This window comes from Sphingobium sp. TKS, from assembly GCF_001563265.1.
Classification (GTDB): Bacteria; Pseudomonadota; Alphaproteobacteria; order Sphingomonadales; family Sphingomonadaceae; genus Sphingobium.
The window spans coordinates 3,446,339-3,462,611 of the sequence record NZ_CP005083.1 but is presented as its reverse complement, the minus strand read 5'-3'; the positions used below and the strand labels follow the sequence as shown (position 1 = coordinate 3,462,611).

Annotated in this window: 11 protein-coding genes and 1 pseudogene; 10 read left to right on the top strand and 2 right to left on the bottom strand. The window is 60.2% G+C overall.

Features of this window, described 5'->3' with window-relative positions; all coding sequences use genetic code 11:
• The first annotated feature begins 8 nt into the window (after positions 1-8).
• The gene (locus K426_RS17085) at positions 9-974 is read left to right on the top strand and encodes an MBL fold metallo-hydrolase (RefSeq protein ID WP_197672724.1); all 966 of its coding nucleotides are present in this window, start codon (positions 9-11) and stop codon (positions 972-974) included.
• 37 nt (positions 975-1,011) lie between these two features.
• Positions 1,012-2,070, top strand: a complete 1,059-nt coding sequence (locus tag K426_RS17080; RefSeq protein WP_066559599.1) for a LacI family DNA-binding transcriptional regulator — start codon at positions 1,012-1,014, stop codon at positions 2,068-2,070.
• A 46-nt stretch (positions 2,071-2,116) separates the two neighbouring features.
• On the opposite strand, the gene K426_RS17075 is transcribed toward K426_RS17080, so the two are convergent.
• Positions 2,117-2,896, bottom strand: a complete 780-nt coding sequence (locus K426_RS17075; RefSeq protein ID WP_066559597.1) for an SDR family NAD(P)-dependent oxidoreductase — start codon at positions 2,894-2,896, stop codon at positions 2,117-2,119.
• Positions 2,897-3,154: 258 nt separating this feature from the next.
• Between K426_RS17075 and K426_RS17070 the strand changes: the two genes are divergently transcribed.
• A complete protein-coding gene (locus K426_RS17070; RefSeq protein ID WP_066559595.1) occupies positions 3,155-4,807 on the top strand; it encodes an acyl-CoA synthetase in 1,653 nt (550 codons plus the stop codon).
• Positions 4,808-4,943: 136 nt separating this feature from the next.
• On the opposite strand, the gene K426_RS17065 is transcribed toward K426_RS17070, so the two are convergent.
• Positions 4,944-7,139 (bottom strand): TonB-dependent receptor, encoded by a 2,196-nt coding sequence (locus K426_RS17065; protein WP_066559593.1) that lies wholly within the window; start codon positions 7,137-7,139, stop codon positions 4,944-4,946.
• 1,083 nt (positions 7,140-8,222) lie between these two features.
• On the opposite strand from K426_RS17065, the gene K426_RS17060 reads away from it, so the two are divergent.
• The 7 genes and pseudogenes from K426_RS17060 to K426_RS17030 all read left to right on the top strand — a co-directional run bounded on the left by K426_RS17060 (position 8,223) and on the right by K426_RS17030 (position 16,094).
• Positions 8,223-9,923 (top strand): long-chain-fatty-acid--CoA ligase, encoded by a 1,701-nt coding sequence (locus K426_RS17060; protein ID WP_066561924.1) that lies wholly within the window; start codon positions 8,223-8,225, stop codon positions 9,921-9,923.
• A gap of 128 nt (positions 9,924-10,051) precedes the next feature.
• Positions 10,052-10,804, top strand: coding sequence for an enoyl-CoA hydratase/isomerase family protein (locus K426_RS17055; protein ID WP_066559589.1), 753 nt, complete (start codon positions 10,052-10,054; stop codon positions 10,802-10,804).
• A gap of 1 nt (position 10,805) precedes the next feature.
• Positions 10,806-11,597 carry a creatininase family protein gene (locus K426_RS17050; RefSeq protein WP_066559588.1) on the top strand — a complete coding sequence of 264 codons (792 nt, stop codon included), beginning with the start codon at positions 10,806-10,808 and terminating at the stop codon, positions 11,595-11,597.
• Between the two features lie 64 nt (positions 11,598-11,661).
• A pseudogene (locus K426_RS17045) lies at positions 11,662-12,052 on the top strand (adenylate kinase family protein); the annotation flags it as partial.
• 231 nt (positions 12,053-12,283) lie between these two features.
• Positions 12,284-13,423, top strand: a complete 1,140-nt coding sequence (locus tag K426_RS17040; RefSeq protein WP_066559586.1) for an LLM class flavin-dependent oxidoreductase — start codon at positions 12,284-12,286, stop codon at positions 13,421-13,423.
• 24 nt (positions 13,424-13,447) lie between these two features.
• Positions 13,448-14,236 carry an enoyl-CoA hydratase/isomerase family protein gene (locus tag K426_RS17035; RefSeq protein WP_066559580.1) on the top strand — a complete coding sequence of 263 codons (789 nt, stop codon included), beginning with the start codon at positions 13,448-13,450 and terminating at the stop codon, positions 14,234-14,236.
• Between the two features lies 1 nt (position 14,237).
• Positions 14,238-16,094: an AMP-dependent synthetase/ligase gene (locus tag K426_RS17030; protein WP_066559575.1), complete on the top strand. Its 1,857-nt coding sequence runs from the start codon at positions 14,238-14,240 to the stop codon at positions 16,092-16,094.
• Positions 16,095-16,273 lie beyond the last annotated feature (179 nt).

The window sequence follows — 16,273 nt, the reverse complement described above, 5'->3', positions numbered from 1 at the left end:
CGCGTAACATGAACCCGACAGAAGCCCCCAAGCCTGGTTTCGGCCTTCAGATGAAGGGACCGGAGGTCGATGGCCATTCCGGCGTTCCGGAAACCGTTCCCATGGAGCCGTTGAAGGTCTGCTTCGACCGGCAGGCCGGCAATATGACGGTCATTCCGCTGACCGACGGCTATCTTGATCCCGGTTTCAAGTTTCTGCGCGACATTCCGGATGAAAATATCCAGCTGCTCCTGAAAATGGGCCATCGGGACGGCCCGCCCAGAGCGTCGGTCAATGCCTATGCGATCCGGGTGGAAGGGAAAATCTACCTGATCGATACCGGCTCGGGCGATACGATGGGTCCGACCTGCGGCCGCCTGTTCGAAAGCATGAAGGCCGCCGGTATGAATCCTGCCGAGGTCGAAATGATCATGCTGACTCATGTTCATCCCGATCACAGCAACGGCCTCATCGATCTCCAGACCGGCGTGCGGATGTTCCCCAATGCGGACATTCTGCTGCATGAGAAGGAACTCGCCCACTGGTTCGACGATGGGGAGATGGCGCGCGCTGATGAGCGGGCGAGGGTGCGCTATTTCGAAATGGGCCGCAGGCAGTTGCAGCCCTATATAGATGCTGGCCGGGTTCGCACCTTCACCGAGGGCGAGATACTTCCCGGCATCGCGGCGGTCCCCTGTCCGGGCCATACCCCCGGCCATACCGCCTATCAGATCGGCTTCGGCCCCGGCGCCATTCTGGTGTGGGGCGACACCGTGCATGTGCAGGAGGTGCAGCTTCCCTTTCCCGATGTGACGGTCATTTTCGACTGGACCCCGGAAGACGCCAGGGCGTCGCGGCGCAAGCTTATCGAGAAGGTCGTGACGGAGGGGCTGACCGTCGCGGGCGCCCATTTGCATTTCCCCGGCTTTGGCAATATTGCCCGGAACGGGGCGGGATATAGGCTTGTCCAGAAACCGGAGCTTCTCGATATGTGAGGCAGATCGGTTCGGCGGAATAAGGGGCGATGACAGGGTGCCGAAACGAGATTCCAGGCCGACGATCCGGGATGTCGCTATTCTGGCGAATGTGTCTCTGGGCACCGCTTCCCGCGTCGTCAACAACCACGCATCGGTCAAGCCCGCCATCCGCGAAAAGGTCCGCCAGGCGATTGAGCAGCTCGGCTACGCGCCCAATGCCATCGCGCAGAGCATGCGCGTCGGTTCGACCCACACTATCGGATGCATTCTGCGCGACCTGACGATTCCGCTGCTCACGGACTTTGTCAGGGCTGCGCACGACACTTTCCACGGCGCGGGCTTTTCGCTGCTGATTTCCAATACGGAGGGGCGGGAGGAGCGCGAGCGTACGCTTCTGGTCAATCTTGCGCAGCGCCGGGTCGACGGCATCATCATCGCCCCCTATACGCGCATCGCGGGCGAGTTCCGGGACTTTCTGTCGGAACTTAAAGTGCCCATCGTGCTACTCGACCGTAACGATGCTGCCTGGCTGGATTCGGTCATGATCGACCATCGCGACGGGATGTATCGCGCGGTCAAGCGGCTGCTGGAGCTGGGCCATCGGCGCATCGCGCTTATCACCGGCGAACAGCGGTTCTATCCGGCAAGCCAGCGTGTGCAGGGCTATCATGACGCCTTTGCCGCGCTGGGGCTGGCACCGGACGAAGGCATGATCAGCGCCAAAAGCTTCCTGTCCGATGCGGCTTTCGGCGTGGTGACGGAGATGGTGCAGCGGCCGGAGCCGCCGACGGCGATCGTGGCCGGGGGCATGGACATGCTGTCCGGCGTGTTGCGCGCCGTTCGCGCACGCGGGCTGGAGATTCCCCGCGATCTTTCGGTGATCGGCGCGGGCGATTCGGAATTGGCGGAACTGTATTCGCCGCCGATCGCGATGATCGACTGGGATTATGCGAATGTCGGCAAGATCGCCGCCAATTTGCTGCTCGACCGCATCCGGGGCGGCGGGGACGAGGCGCGCCATGTCATCGTGCCGACACAGTTCATCGAGAGGGCATCCATCGGCCCGCCTTCACCGGCTCCGGCGATAAGCAAGGGTGCAAAACGCCGCGCCTGAACTGGTCGGGATCGGCCAGTTCAGGCGGCGGCTGTATGCGGAAAGGTCAGATCGACCCATATCCGCCGTCGACCGGAAGCACCACTCCGGTGCAGAAGCTGGCCGCTTCGCTGGCGAGGAAAAGCACAGCCGACGCAATCTCATGGGGCTGGCCAAGGCGTGCCATCGGGGTCATGTCCATCCAGATCCTGTACCATTCAGCGAATTCGCCGCTCGCCTTTTCCGGGTCGATCATGTCGGACGCGACGTAGCTGGGCGCGACCGCATTGACGCGTATCCCATGGGGCGCAAACGCAACGGCGAGCGATTTGGTCAGCATATGGACCGCGCCCTTGCTGGTGGCATAGGCGACCGGATTTTGCGGACGCGTCGCCACGAATCCGGCGAGCGATCCGATGTTGACGATGGCCCCGGCGCCCTTGTCCTTCATGCGGCGGCCAAATGCCTTCGAACAATAATAGACCGCGTCGGTGTTGACCTCCATCGTGCGCTTCCAGTCTTCCACCGATGTTTCGAGCGGGTCGGAGACGAGGACGATGCCGGCATTGTTCACCAATATGTCGACGACGCCGATGGCCCCGGCAATGTCTTCGGCCAGCGCCTCGACGCGATCCGCGTCCGATAGGTCCGCCTGGCGATGATGCGCGGCAAGACCGGCCGCATTCAGTGCCGAGGCGCTGCGTTCCGCGGTTTCGGCGTCGATGTCGACGATCACGACTTCCGCCCCCGCTTCCGCCAGCGCCCGCGAGATTTCCGCGCCAATTCCCCGGCCGCCGCCCGTCACCACCGCTTTGCGGCCATCGAGCCGAAATCTCTCAAGATACATTGGAATATCCCTCCTTGGCGTCCGGGTTATAGGCGATCCGGGCGGACTGGCGCCAGAGCCGCGCCCGGTGTGCAATACAGGCGGCATCGCGCCTGCCGCGGACTATCTATCAGTCCTTCTTTGATGTTGCAATGAAACGTTTCATTGTATAGTTGCGGCGATTGCCACGCTGGCGGACAATGAAGTGGTCCGGCGCCGGCGGAAGCCCTCTGGGGCGGGGCCCAAAATATATGCAATATTGGCGGAAAGGAGCCTAACATGACCAGCGCGCCCAAATCGTCTGAAGCGAATTCTCCGTTTCATTCCGGTCTTCAGCCATGCGCGGCGAACCATGTCCCCCTCTCGCCGCTGAGCTTCCTGCCCAAGGCCGCCGCCGTCCATCCCCGCCGCACGGCCATCGTCCATGGAAGCCTCCGCCAAAGCTGGGAGGAAACCTATGCGCGCTGCCGCCGCTTCGCCTCCGCGCTTCAGAAGCAGGGGATCGGCCGTGGCGACACGGTGGCCATCATCGCGCCGAACATCCCAGCAATGTATGAGGCGCATTTCGCCGTGCCCATGGCTGGAGCCGTGCTCAACACGCTCAACACCCGCCTGGACGCGGAAGCGATCGCCTTCCAGCTCAATCATGGCGGCGCGCGCATAGTGCTGACCGATCGCGAATTCAGCGGGACCATCGCACGCGCATTGGAACTGGTTCATGAAAGGCCGCTGGTCATCGACATAGAGGATCCGCTCTACGACGGCCGCAACGAACGGATCGGCGAGATCGAATATGAAGATTTCCTGCGCGGCGGCGACGCCGGCTTTGTCTGGTCACTGCCCGCCGACGAGTGCGATCCTATCTCGCTGAGCTATACGTCCGGCACGACCGGGGATCCCAAGGGCGTCGTCACCCATCATCGCGGAGCCTATCTCAATTCCCTGTCGCAGATCGTCAGCTGGAGCATGGCCGCCCATCCGGTCTATCTTTGGACATTGCCGATGTTCCATTGCAACGGCTGGTGCTTTCCTTGGGCGATCGCCGCCCATGCCGGTGTCAACATCTGCCTGCGGAAAGTCGATCCGCCGCTGATACTCGACCTGATCGAGGCGCATGGGGTCACTCATATGTGCGGCGCGCCCATCGTCTATTCGATGGTGATCGACGAGGCGGAACGGCAAGGGAAACGGCTCGATCATCCGGTGAGCGGCCTGGTTGCGGGCGCCGCTCCGCCAACGACGATGATTGAGGGGGCAGAGCGGGCAGGATTTGAAATCACCCATGTCTATGGCCTCACAGAAGTCTACGGACCCGCATCCATTTGCGTGAAGCAGGAGGAATGGGGGGCACTGCCGCTGGAAGGACGTGCAAGGTTGAACGCGCGCCAGGGCGTCGCCAGCATGTTGCAGGAGGCGATGTGCGTGCTCGACCCCGAAACCATGGAGCCGGTTCCTGCCGACGGGCGGAGCGTCGGCGAAATCATGTTCCGCGGCAACATCATGATGAGCGGATATTTGAAGAATCGCGCCGCGACCGAGGCGGCATTTTCCGGAGGCTGGTTCCACACCGGCGATCTCGCGGTGGTCGAACCCGACGGCTATGTCCGGATCACCGACAGGGCGAAAGATGTGATCATTTCGGGAGGCGAAAATATCTCCTCGCTCGAAGTGGAGGAGGTGCTGCACCGGCATCCGGCCGTCAGCCTGGCGGCGGTGGTCGCAAAGCCGGACGAGCGGTGGGGCGAGGTGCCCTGTGCCTTCCTGGAATTGCGGGAAGGCGCCGAAACGGACGCCGATGCGCTGAAGGTTTTTTGCCGTCAGCATCTGGCCGGATACAAGATACCGAAACATTTCATCGTCTGCGCTATCCCCAAGACGTCGACGGGGAAGGTGCAGAAATTTTCCCTGCGTGAAGCGGCCGAAAGGCTCTGAACAAGGCGAAGTTGGGAGGTCTGACGTTGGAGCATTGCGGAAATAAAATCCTCCCCATCTAACGATGGGGAGGATTTGGAAAGGTCCGCTCTCCACCCAATGCAGCCATTCTACAGCTGGATGGGTCCACGCTGCCCTAAAGATGATAGGACAGCGTGACCCCGACCGTCCGGGGCGGCGCCTGAATCTGGGTATCGGCGACCGGCTGTGGGCTGGCCGACTGGATCACATAATAAGTGTCGTCGAACAGATTCTTGCCCCACAATTTTACCCCTATCCGCTTGTCGTTGGACAGCCACGACAGGCTGGCGTTGACGAGCGTGTAGGACGGCTGCTCCAGCCGGTTGTCGGGCGTCGCGAAGAAGCCGCCATTATGCTGGACGCCCAGAGTGGCGGCAAAATCCCCGACCTGCGTCGGCAAGGTGTATTGGCCGGAAATATTCCCCACGAAATCGGGTGTCTGCACCGTCGTTCGCCCCTTCATATTGGCCGGCGGGCCAAGCGGCAGGCCGTTGGGATCATAGGCCTGGAAGCCCGGATAGTCGGTATAATGGCCATCCATCAGCGACAGTCCGCCGCTGATCTTCAGCCGGCTGCTGGCGCGATAGTCGAGGCTGGCCTCAAGCCCCTTGATCCGTGACCCAGCCGCATTCTTGATGAGATTGCCGCCAATGTCGGGCAGCGAAACCTGCTGGTCATGATACCAGTAGAAAAAGGCGCCCAGGTTCAGGCGGACAGAGCGATCGAACAATTCGGTCTTCAGCCCGAACTCCAGCGCGTCCAGTTCCTCCGGCTGGAAGGCGTTGCCGGGCGCCAGCAGATTATAGCCGCCGCTCTTGAAGCCCGTATTATAGGAAATATAGCCCATGATGTCGGACGAGAAGCGATAGTCCAGCGCCACGCGATAGGTCAGTTTCTTCACATTCTGACTGGCGGCTATGGCGAAGGTCGGAAAGCTCAGTGTCTGTTTGTCGGTCGTGTAGCGAATGCCGCCCGTCAGATTGAGGTTGCGGAACAGTTCCAGCGTCGCCTGACCGAAGACGGCGAAGGATTCGCTGCGCTGCTGCTCATAATCGATGAAGCTCATGCCGTCGGCGCGCAGATCCACATAGGCGCCCAGCGCATTGTAATAGAAGGCGCCAAGAATCCAGTTGAACTTGCCCGCCGAGGCGTTTTGCAGGCGCACTTCCTGCGAGAAACTATGGAACTTCGTGCGCCAGGTGAGGTCGAGTGCCACGACCGAGGTTTGATCCTGGTCGAGCGAATTGCTGTTCCGCAACTCGCGATAGGCGGTGATGCTGGTGAGTGCCAGCGATCCGATGTCCTGATCGATCTTCATCGATCCGCCGCCGGTTTTCAGCCGGGTGAAGTTGGGCAGGCCACCATTGCTGTTATATTCGCCGGGATAGCCGATCGGCGGAATGGCGTCAGGCAGCAGCGAAACCGATCCGCGTGGCCGCTGGTAGCTGTTAGTGTTGCCCAGCCGCGCATAGTCGGCCGACAGGCGGATGGTGGTGCTGTCGGACGGTTCGAACAGCCACTTGCTGCGCAGCGAAATATTGTGCCGCGCCTGCTGGTTGACATAGTCGCCCGACAGCAGGTTGCGCCCGAACCCCTTGGCCTGATTTTCGTAGAGAACCGAAATCGACGCGGCGACTCCATCGGTGAGGCCGCCGCTCAGATAGGCTGACGCGCCCGTCATATCGTAATTGCCATAGGTGCCCGACAGATCCAGCCGCATCGTCTGTTCGGGATCGAGTGTCTGGATCTGGATGACGCCGCCGGTCGCGTTGCGGCCGAACAATGTCCCTTGCGGGCCGTTGAGAACGTCGATCTGCCTTGTTCCGGCCAGTGAAAAGACATTGCCCTGCGGATTGGCTATGTAGACGTCGTCGACATAAACCGCGACGGGAGATTCCGACACCGGGTCGAACAATTGCGAACCGACGCCGCGAATATAGGGGTTCGCCGCGCTGAGTTGGCTGGTGAAGATCAGGCTGGGTACCGCCTGGGCGAGGTCGGATGTGCCCGATACGCCCTGCTGTTCCAGAGCGGTCGCGGACAGGGAGGTGACCGCCACAGGAACGTCCTGCAACCGCTGGCTGCGGTGCTGTGCGGTGACGACGATCTCCTCAAGCTGTGCGTCGGACGTCTGGACACCGCTTCCGCCGGTAGCGGATGGCAAGGTTTGTGCCAGAGTGGACCCGCTCATCATCGTGACGGCAAGCGCGGCTGCGGAGGCGCACGCGATGATCGGCTGGTATCGGTGACGTGGCTCGGTTAGCGGCGGCGCGAACCAATTATTCCGGTCGGCCGGGTCGTCCATGGTCATTATGCCTCTCCCCTTTTTGTTGCTGGAGCATTGGTGATTTGTCGAAGCAATCTCTTCTTACGGTTCTCCATCTTTTTATCCGCTAAGAATGAAACGTTTCATTTCTAATGCCAGCGAGCGCTGATGGTGTAAAGCCCTATCATGGTGGTGGATGGACGCGGGGCATCTACACACAGCGGCTGCTTTGTGTGAGTCTCTAGAGGCATATGCCGCCGCTAGGTGCCGCCTTGTTCTGATGTGACCGGCGTCGGAGTTAGCGTGAGTGCAAGCGTCGTGGTTTGCACTGGAGTTAGCGAGGACGCGACGGATCGGATGACGTTTATTTCTGGGCGGGAGCACCGGCGGACATGCATCCGAGCCTGATCCACCGCTGGCGGCGGAAGCGAACTAAAGGGATTGTCCGTCGGGATGGCGGGAAATCTGCTTGCGTGCGTAGCGCTATGTTGCCCACTTTCGGCAAAACGCGTGCCAATGAAGGGCAGCTATCGCTTTTGCCTCTCTGAACCTGACAGGCCGGAATCGGCCAGTTGAAGTCACTGAGCGCCTGTCACTCCGTCCCTCCTTTGGACAAGTTTCCAGCGAATCAATGCGTCAGTGATCCCAGATTTTAAGGTGAATGGTGACTCGAACACGCGCCGAAAGGGGCTGCGCGGGTGTTAGTGTGCCGCGCGCGGCCTGATCCAAAGTCGCAAAACCTGAGCTTCGCAGCTCCCATGCGAGGAGGACGGAGCCAGCTCCCCGGTTCCGCGCGCGCGAATATCTTGAGATAAATCCGCTGGGCACCAGGAGCGAGCGATGAGCGGCAGACGCCGACGCGCGGACGCGGTTTGCGGCATTGCTTTCCGCCAAACCCTCTAATCACGTTAGATAATGCTCGGGCAGTGGCCCTGGGCGGTGTTCTTCGGAACGAATGCCCGTGGCATGTGCGCTACTTTGATGATGACAGCTGTTGGCTCCGTATCTTCGGGAGGTTTCACGTCGGTCCGTCGGAGGGTGACGGCTACGAACGCGGGATGGTTATCATCAGCGCGATCCGATCGGAACTGGCGGCAGGGTCAAGTGGATAAACGAATGGAGAGGGAAATGCCCCTGCGTTTTGCTGAAGTAGCCGATGAAGCCTACCGATACCCTCTCACAATCAAGCATTTGCTGGACCGGGCACTGATCACCTCGGGCGATCAGGAGATCATATATCGCGACCAGGCTCGCTTCACCTATCGTGAGTTCGCCGACCGCATCCGCAGGCTGGCTTCTGTCCTCTCGTCACTTGGCGGGGAGGAAGGGATGACGATCTCCGTCCTGGACTGGGACAGCCACCGCTATTTGGAGGCCTATTTTGCCGTCCCCATGATGGGTGCGGTTTTGCAATCGGTGAACGTGCGCCTTCCGATCGAGCAGATCCTCTACACGCTCGTCCACACGAGCCCCGGTGTCATCCTTATCCACCATGACTTCTTCCCGTTCGTGGAAGACATTCGGCGCGCCGTGCCTGGGCTAAAGGCGATCATTGCGATCATGGACGGGACGGACGATCCTCTGCCCGATTGGGCGGTTGGCGAATATGAAGCCTTGAGCCAGGCCGCCGATCCTGCGTTCGAGTTCAAGGATTTCGACGAGAACGCCATCGCCACTACATTCTTCACGTCCGGCACGACGGGAAATCCGAAGGGCGTTTGCTTCAGCCACAGGCAACTGGTTCTGCATGCGCTTGCTCTATGCGGACATTCCGGAGACACCCGCCATCGCGGTTTCGGCATCGACGATGTCTATATGCCGCTCACGCCGATGTTTCACGTCCACGCCTGGGGCATGCCCTATGTTGCGATCATGCTGGGCCTGAAGCAGGTTTATCCCGGTCGATATGACGCCGACTTGATCTGTAAGCTGCGGACGGAGCACGGCGTGACCTATTCGCACGGCGTCCCCACCATCCTCCAGTTGCTGATTTCGGCAGCGGACCGAACCGGCACTGACCTCTCGGGCTGGATGATGGTGATTGGCGGATCCGCGCTGACACCCGCGCTGTTTGAGGAAGGGCGCCGCCGCGGTATGGAATTGGTCTGTGCTTATGGCATGTCGGAGAGCGGACCGATCCTGACCATCACCCGCCGGCTTCCCGGAACCGAGGCCGGCAGCGCAGACGAGGGGCGTCTGCTGACCAGGGCAGGGGTGCCGATCCCGCTCGTTTCCGCGCGGATCGTCGATGAGAACATGAACACGCTGCCCAATGACGGCCGGACGCGGGGAGAACTTGTTGTTCGCGCGCCCTGGCTCACGCCCTGCTATGTCGGCGATGAAGCGGGATCCGCCGCGCTGTGGCGTGGCGGTTGGCTTCACACGCAGGACGTGGCCTCGATCGATGCGCATGGAAACATCACAATTTGCGACCGTCTGAAGGATGTCATCAAGAGCGGCGGCGAGTGGATCGATTCCATTCTTTTGGAAGGGATCGTGGCGAATGCCCAAGGTGTCGCTGAAGTGGCGGTAGTCGCCGTACCGGATGATCACTGGGGCGAGCGTCCGCTCGCGGTCATCGTGCCTGCTTTCATGGCCGAGGTTACGCTGGCGGCAATCAACGCCCCCATCGAACAGGCCATCGCGAAGAGCGCCATCACGCGCTATGCGAAGCTGGACCGCTTTGTGATCGTTGATGCATTGCCCAAGACCAGCGTCGGCAAAATCGACAAGAAGCGGCTTCGCGCCCAATATGGTGCAGCCGCTTCGGACAGTGCGATCGGCGCGTCCAGCGTGCAGGGTGAACGGGCGTCAAGCCCGGTCAGCTAGGGGCGGTTCAACCTGCCGAGGGAATGCGGCGTATATTATTTCGCGCGGTCCGTTCCCTGTGACGATGATTGGGTGGCCGGAATGTCGCGGATCCGCCCTTAAATTCTGGACTACGAAAAGGATATGGAATGCTGAGGATCGATCGCGTCTCTCTGACGCTCGAACGGCTGACGATAGACCGGCCCCCCGCCAATGCATTGACGCATGATCTGTTTCAGCAGCTGGTCGACCGGTTCGTCCATCTCCGTGACGACGCCGATGCCCCGGCCATCATCCTGACGGGTGCGGGGCCGCGCTTCTTCTGTGCCGGTGGCGATATCGGAGAGGTTACGGCCAATCCCGAAGTCGCCGTCCCCCGCATGCGCGCCTTCCACCAGTTCCTCATCGAACAGGAGAACTACGGACGGCCAATCGTCAGCGCGGTCAATGGATATGCCGTCGGCGCGGGCATGGAGATGGTCCTCCACTCAGACTATGTCGTGGCGAGCGAGAAGGCGCAGTTCGGCTTTCCTGAAATCAATCATGGTCTGCTGCCGGCTGCGAAGGGCATCCGTCAGGCGGTCAATCGCATCGGGCGCCGTGCGGCCGAGCAGATGCTGTACACCGGCCAACTGGTATCCGCTGAAAAAGCTCTGGCGATTGGTCTGGTCAACGAGGTGGTCGCCTTCGATGTGCTGCAGGACCGGGCGGTCGCGCAAGCTGAGCTGCTTCGCAGCAAGGATATGAACCTGTTCGCCGCCATCAAAAAGACCCTCAGAGATGCCCCTCGCATGACGGATGAAGCGCTGGAAGAACGAACGATCACTGATCTCGTCGACTATATTTCCCGCGGCGAAGCCGCCGCCGCCCGCCAGCAGTTCTTGCAGCGCAAGGCGAAGTGACATGACCAGCGGGAATGATGCGCTTCGGCTTGAACTCCTGACCTCCGCCGAAATCGCAAAAGCGATTGATGCGGGCGTTCGATCGATCATCTTGCCGTGCGGCGCGGTCGAGCAGCACGGGGCGCATCTCCCGCTCAGCGTAGATGCGGACCATGCAGACTATCTCGGCATCCTGCTCGCCCAAAGATTGGAAAAGACGCTAGTAGCGCCCACGATCCGGGTCGGTTGTTCAACGCATCATATGGTGTTTCCGGGAACGATCTCGCTCCGAGACGAGACGTTCGAGATGATCGTGCAAGACTATTGTACCAGCCTTGCCAGGCACGGTTTTGAGCGCATCTTCATTTTTACCGCCCATGTGGGCAACTGTCCGCCACTGGCGGCGATGCTCCCCCGCTTGCGATTGGCGGTGCCGGAGCCTTGCCGTGTGATCGCCTACACCAACTCTCGTGCTTGGCTGGAGACATGGCGCGACGCGGTCGCAGAGGCAGGCGGGGAGCCGATCAGGGTCGGCGGCCATGCTGATCTCGCTGAAACATCCGTCATGCTCGATATCCATCCGGAACGGGTACGCGTGGAGGCCTATGAGGCAGGCAGGCTGGGGCTGCTGTCCCAGTCGGACCTGGAGCTGATGTGGCGGGAAGGGCTCCGCGCCGTCAGCGCCAACGGGATCTTGGGCGATCCCAACGGTTCGACGGTCTCGATCGGACGGCGCTGTATCGAGCGGATCGCTGCGCTTCTGCTTGAGGGCTTCGCCGAACAGGAGGCCGCCTACCAGGCCCGCAGCAGTTGATCGCGCTTAGCAACGCGCGGGCTGCCCCTCTTCCTGCTGCCGGTTGGATCATCATCGGCGAGTGCTGGATGCGATGCCGGAGGGTGAAGGCACGATCTTTGAAGGCTATCCGCATACCCATGCTCAAGTCGTGGCCCTGGATGAACTCCTTGGCGCTTGCGGTGGATGAGGACAGGCTGGTCGAACGGATCGTCGGCCGCTTTACATGCGCCGCTTGCGGAACTGGCCATCACGACAGTTATAAGCAGCCGAAAACAGCGCGCACATGCGACGTCTGCGGCGGCCACATGTTCAAGCGGGGACCGCGCACCCGCATGGCTGAATATCACGCGAAGACCCAGCCGATACTGCCTCATTTCGAGGCCAAAGGTCTTGTAGGGAGGATCAACGGCATGGCCGCGATCGCGGATGTGGGTGCGGCGATCGATAAGGTTCTGGATGCCGCGGCCCAATAGGGGCTCAACCGAACTGCCGATTGCGTTGGGTAGGACGCGGCCACCCACTGTTACCGGGCAAAAAAGCGAGCGCCAACCGTCGTGCATACTCGATACCGTCGAGCATCAGCTGCAAGCTACATTATTCCGTAATTCGGTCTGGATCCCCGCATCTTCGGCAGCTTCTGCCGGTACCTTGATGGGAAGATCGCGACATCAAAGGGGCTCGTCGAGTGCCGAAAGGAGAATTGAATGTCTATCAAATTTGGTTTCTGGTCGGAGCAGGAAACCCAGGTCGGCGAAAGTTACGCGCGGCGGCTGCATGATCTGGTCGATGAGGCGATCTTTGCCGAAAAGATGGGTTTTGACATCATTTCCCTTTCGGAACAGCACCTCGCTCTAGGCGGAATATCGAGTTCGGCGCCGGAGGTCGTGTATGGCCATCTCGCCGCGAAGACCAGCCGTATAGCGCTTAGGCCCTCGGTGGTTCTGATGCCGAAGAATTTCAACCATGCTCTCCGCACCGCGGAACGCGCAGCGGTGACTGACGTCCTCTCCAACGGCCGGTACGAGCTGTATTGCGGTCGCGCCAACACCACGATAGCCATGCGCGGCTTCAATGTGGATCCCAACGAGACGCTGGAGCAGATGGAGGAGGGCATGGCCCTTGTCCGCGAAGCCTTTAAGAACGACGTGTTCACATTCGATGGCAAGCACTACCAGGTGCCTCCGCGCATGCTCGTCCCGAAGCCCCTTCAGAAGCCGTATCCACTGATTGGCATCGCGGCGACAAGCGAGCGGAGCCATGTGTGGGCCGGCGAGCAGGGTCTCGCCGTACTAAGCCATAGCCTTTACAAGGGGTGGGAAGCGCAGGCCGCGCTCATCAATGCCTATAAGTCGAACTGGAAAAGGGATCCAGACGGTCCGCTGGCCGCGCCCCGCATTGGGATGCCGCTGTTCATCGGCATCGGGAGAACCGACCAGGAGGCAATCGACATATATGCCGAACCGCTCAAGCATTACGCCCAGATTTCTACCACCGGCTATCCAAAGCTTGCGAAGTTCTCGAAGGATTACGCATATATGGCGGAAAGCCAGGATGCGCTTCTCCGTGCGGCAACGGATTGGGACTATTTGATCGAAGAGTCCGCCAGCGTAGTTTGCGGAAGTCCGGAGACAGTTATTCGCCAGCTGGAAAGATATGTCGATCTTGGCATCGACGAAATATTATTCCACCTCGATTCCGTTACACATCACGAAATCATGAAGGCGATCGATCTGATTGGACGGCACGTCATTCCGTACTTCAAGAACCGTAACAATGTCGTCCGGCCCTATGAAGATGTTCTCGGACAAATTCGTGCCATGCGCGAAGACAGCCTTTCCGCCTGAAGCCTGGGACGCCTGGAGATAGAAATGCTTAAGAACAACTACGAGGATCTGCTGATCGAGGTCCGCGACAGCGGCGTTGCGATCGTCACTTTGAACCGCCCGGAAATATTGAACGCCATCAGCTGGAAGATGCATTCCGCGTTGGAGGAGGTCTTCGTCGATCTCGATAATGACCCGCGGGTGAAAGCGATCGTGCTCACCGGCGCCGGCCGTGGCTTCTGCTCGGGCGGCGACCAGGGCTCGCTCGATGAGGGTCTCGATGCCATTTCACCGACGCGCTCGGGTCGCCATCTGATCCGGAACATCCTGGAACTCGAGTCACCGTTGATCGCCGCGGTGAACGGTGTCGCGGTGGGTCTGGGCGCTACGCTCGCCCTGTACTGCGATATCATTTTCGCTGACCCGAGCGCCCGTTTCGCGGATACGCATGTCAACGCCGGTGTCGTTGCGGGCGACGGCGGGGCTGTGATGTGGCCGTTGCTGCTCGGCCCGGCGCGGGCAAAGCACTATCTCCTGACGGGTGACTTCATCTCCGCGGAAGATGCCGCTGCCGCGGGCATGATTAATAAGGTCATTCCGGACGGGAAGCTTCTTGACCATGCGATCCAATATGCCGAATTGCTGGCAAGCGGCCCCCGCGACGCGCTTGTCTGGACCAAATATGCCGTGAACAAGCTGATCAAGGACCAGGTCGCCCTCAACCTTGACACGGCCGCAGCGCTCGAGGTTATCACATTCCGCAGCCCGGAGCGGACGGAGGCCGTCGCAGCGTTTCGCGAGAAGCGCAAGCGCTTTGCTGAGGGTGATAATTGAGGTGAGCACCCAATACTCTCCCCAGTTGGTCGCCTATGACGACGACACACTTGCGTCGTTGTTGCGTAACCGACGTGACATGTTAAGCGAGAAAATCGTTTTTTCACAGAAGCGAGCCGGGGAATGGCGCACGACGACCTGGGGGGAGTATGCGGCGAACATAGCGCGCCTCTCCCGCGCTCTTCTCGATAACGGACTTCAGAAGGGCGACTATGTCGCGATCATGGGCGATGTCTCGCAAGACTGGGTCACCGCCTATATGGCGACGGTTTGTGCGGGCGGCGTCGCGGTCGGAATCTATTTCACTTCTTCGACAGAGGAAGTGGAATATTATCTGGAAGATTCCAAAAGCAAGTTCATGTTCGTCGCCGGCGAGAAGGAGCTTGGCGTCATCCTCGGCGCGGCGCAGGCTGCGTCTCTCAGGAAGATCATTACCTTTGATCCGGACACGGCATCGTCAAACAACGTGGTGCCGCTGCCTACCTTCTTACGCGACGTTGGGGACAGCTCCTCACTGCTCGACGAGCAGGCAGCGCAGGTGCAGCCCGACGATATCGCCACGATCATCTATACCTCCGGCACTACCGGAAATCCCAAGGGCGCGATGTTGAGCCATCGGGCGGTGATAGAGGGTGTCGCCACGACGCGCTATTTCTGCCCGGCACTCTTCTCGGAGCCGCAGCGCGTCGTAGTCCATCTTCCTCTGTCCCATGTCGTCGGTCTTGGCCAGGGCATCGTCCTGCCGCTCATAAGCGAGGTGGTCCCTTATTTTGGCGATTCGGGAGCGGATTTCGGTGCTACTATGCGAGATGTCAGGCCAACCTACTGGATGGCCCCGCCGCGTTTCTACCAGCGCTACGCGGCGGAACTCGCCAGTAAGGTTAACGCCTCGGACCCGGCAAAAAGAAAGTCTTACCGCTTCGCGATGTCGATCGCGCAGAAGGCGCTCGCAAATCGTCAAAGTGCCGGTCCAAAGGATAGTTTCCTCCAGGCCCTGTTCGAGACTTGCCGCCGCGAGATATTTCTGCCGATCCTGGCCGAGATCGGTCTCGATCAACTGACCTACCCATATACTGCATCCGCGCCCATGCCTCCGGACGTCATGAAGCTGTGGCAGACATGGGGGGTGAACCTAAAGGAGTGCTACGGCCAGACCGAGTTGGTCGGCGCCAACGCAGCGCAGATGAGTGACTGGTCAAAGCCGGGCACGATAGGAGAGCCGATTGCCCATCCACGCTGGAAAACCAGGGTAGCGGGCGACGGCGAGATGCTCGTCAAGGGGCCGGGGCTGTTCGTGGGCTATCTCAACAAGCCCGACGAGACGCTGGATGCGCTGCGGGACGGCTGGCTTCACACCGGCGATATTGTCGAATTCAGACCTGACGGCTTGCTCGCGCTCATCGACCGGAAAAAGGAAATCATTAACACTTCCGGCGGGAAGTCGATCAGTCCGGCGCAGATTGAAAATGAACTGCGCCAAAGCCCGTATATTTCCGAAGCGGCAGTCTGCGGCGACGGCAGAAAATATCTCGTCGCGCTGATCGAAGTGGACCGCGTCGCGATGATGGACTGGATCAAGGGCCGGTCGGACACGATCCAGAACTATTCCGATCTGTGCACGTCCGAGGCAGTGATCCACCTTATCGAAGCGGAGGTGGCGAAAGCCAATCAGAGGCTTGCCCAAGTGGAGCAGATCAAGGCATTTTGCATATTGCCCGAGGAACTGTCGGTGGAAAATGGCGTGATGACGGCAACTCGCAAGAAGCGACGGAAGAACCTCAATAATCGATACAAGGACTTGATCGACTCCCTGTACGATGAATCTGAGGATATTCTTATCCGCCAGGCATTTTCCTAGAGCGTTTTCGAAGCAGATGGAAACGCCAGTTCGGCGAAACCAATCACCTGCTGGCTCGGAAAACGCGTTAAATCAAAAGACTAGAGCAGTCGAGCCGATGCAATCGGATCGGAATCTGCTCTAGGCCGAAAGCGGCCTGGCAAACGCCGACCATCGCTGGAATGGATTTCTTGTTGAAA

Excerpts from the sequence above, each read along its gene's own strand:
- K426_RS17065 (WP_066559593.1), bottom strand. The coding sequence starts at position 7,139 with ATGACCATGGACGACCCGGCCGACCGGAATAATTGGTTCGCGCCGCCG.
- K426_RS17070 (WP_066559595.1), top strand. The coding sequence starts at position 3,155 with ATGACCAGCGCGCCCAAATCGTCTGAAGCGAATTCTCCGTTTCATTCC.
- K426_RS17050 (WP_066559588.1), top strand. The coding sequence starts at position 10,806 with ATGACCAGCGGGAATGATGCGCTTCGGCTTGAACTCCTGACCTCCGCC.
- K426_RS17075 (WP_066559597.1), bottom strand. The coding sequence starts at position 2,896 with ATGTATCTTGAGAGATTTCGGCTCGATGGCCGCAAAGCGGTGGTGACG.
- K426_RS17035 (WP_066559580.1), top strand. The coding sequence starts at position 13,448 with ATGCTTAAGAACAACTACGAGGATCTGCTGATCGAGGTCCGCGACAGC.
- K426_RS17040 (WP_066559586.1), top strand. The coding sequence starts at position 12,284 with ATGTCTATCAAATTTGGTTTCTGGTCGGAGCAGGAAACCCAGGTCGGC.
- K426_RS17055 (WP_066559589.1), top strand. The coding sequence starts at position 10,052 with ATGCTGAGGATCGATCGCGTCTCTCTGACGCTCGAACGGCTGACGATA.
- K426_RS17085 (WP_197672724.1), top strand. The coding sequence starts at position 9 with ATGAACCCGACAGAAGCCCCCAAGCCTGGTTTCGGCCTTCAGATGAAG.
- K426_RS17060 (WP_066561924.1), top strand. The coding sequence starts at position 8,223 with ATGCCCCTGCGTTTTGCTGAAGTAGCCGATGAAGCCTACCGATACCCT.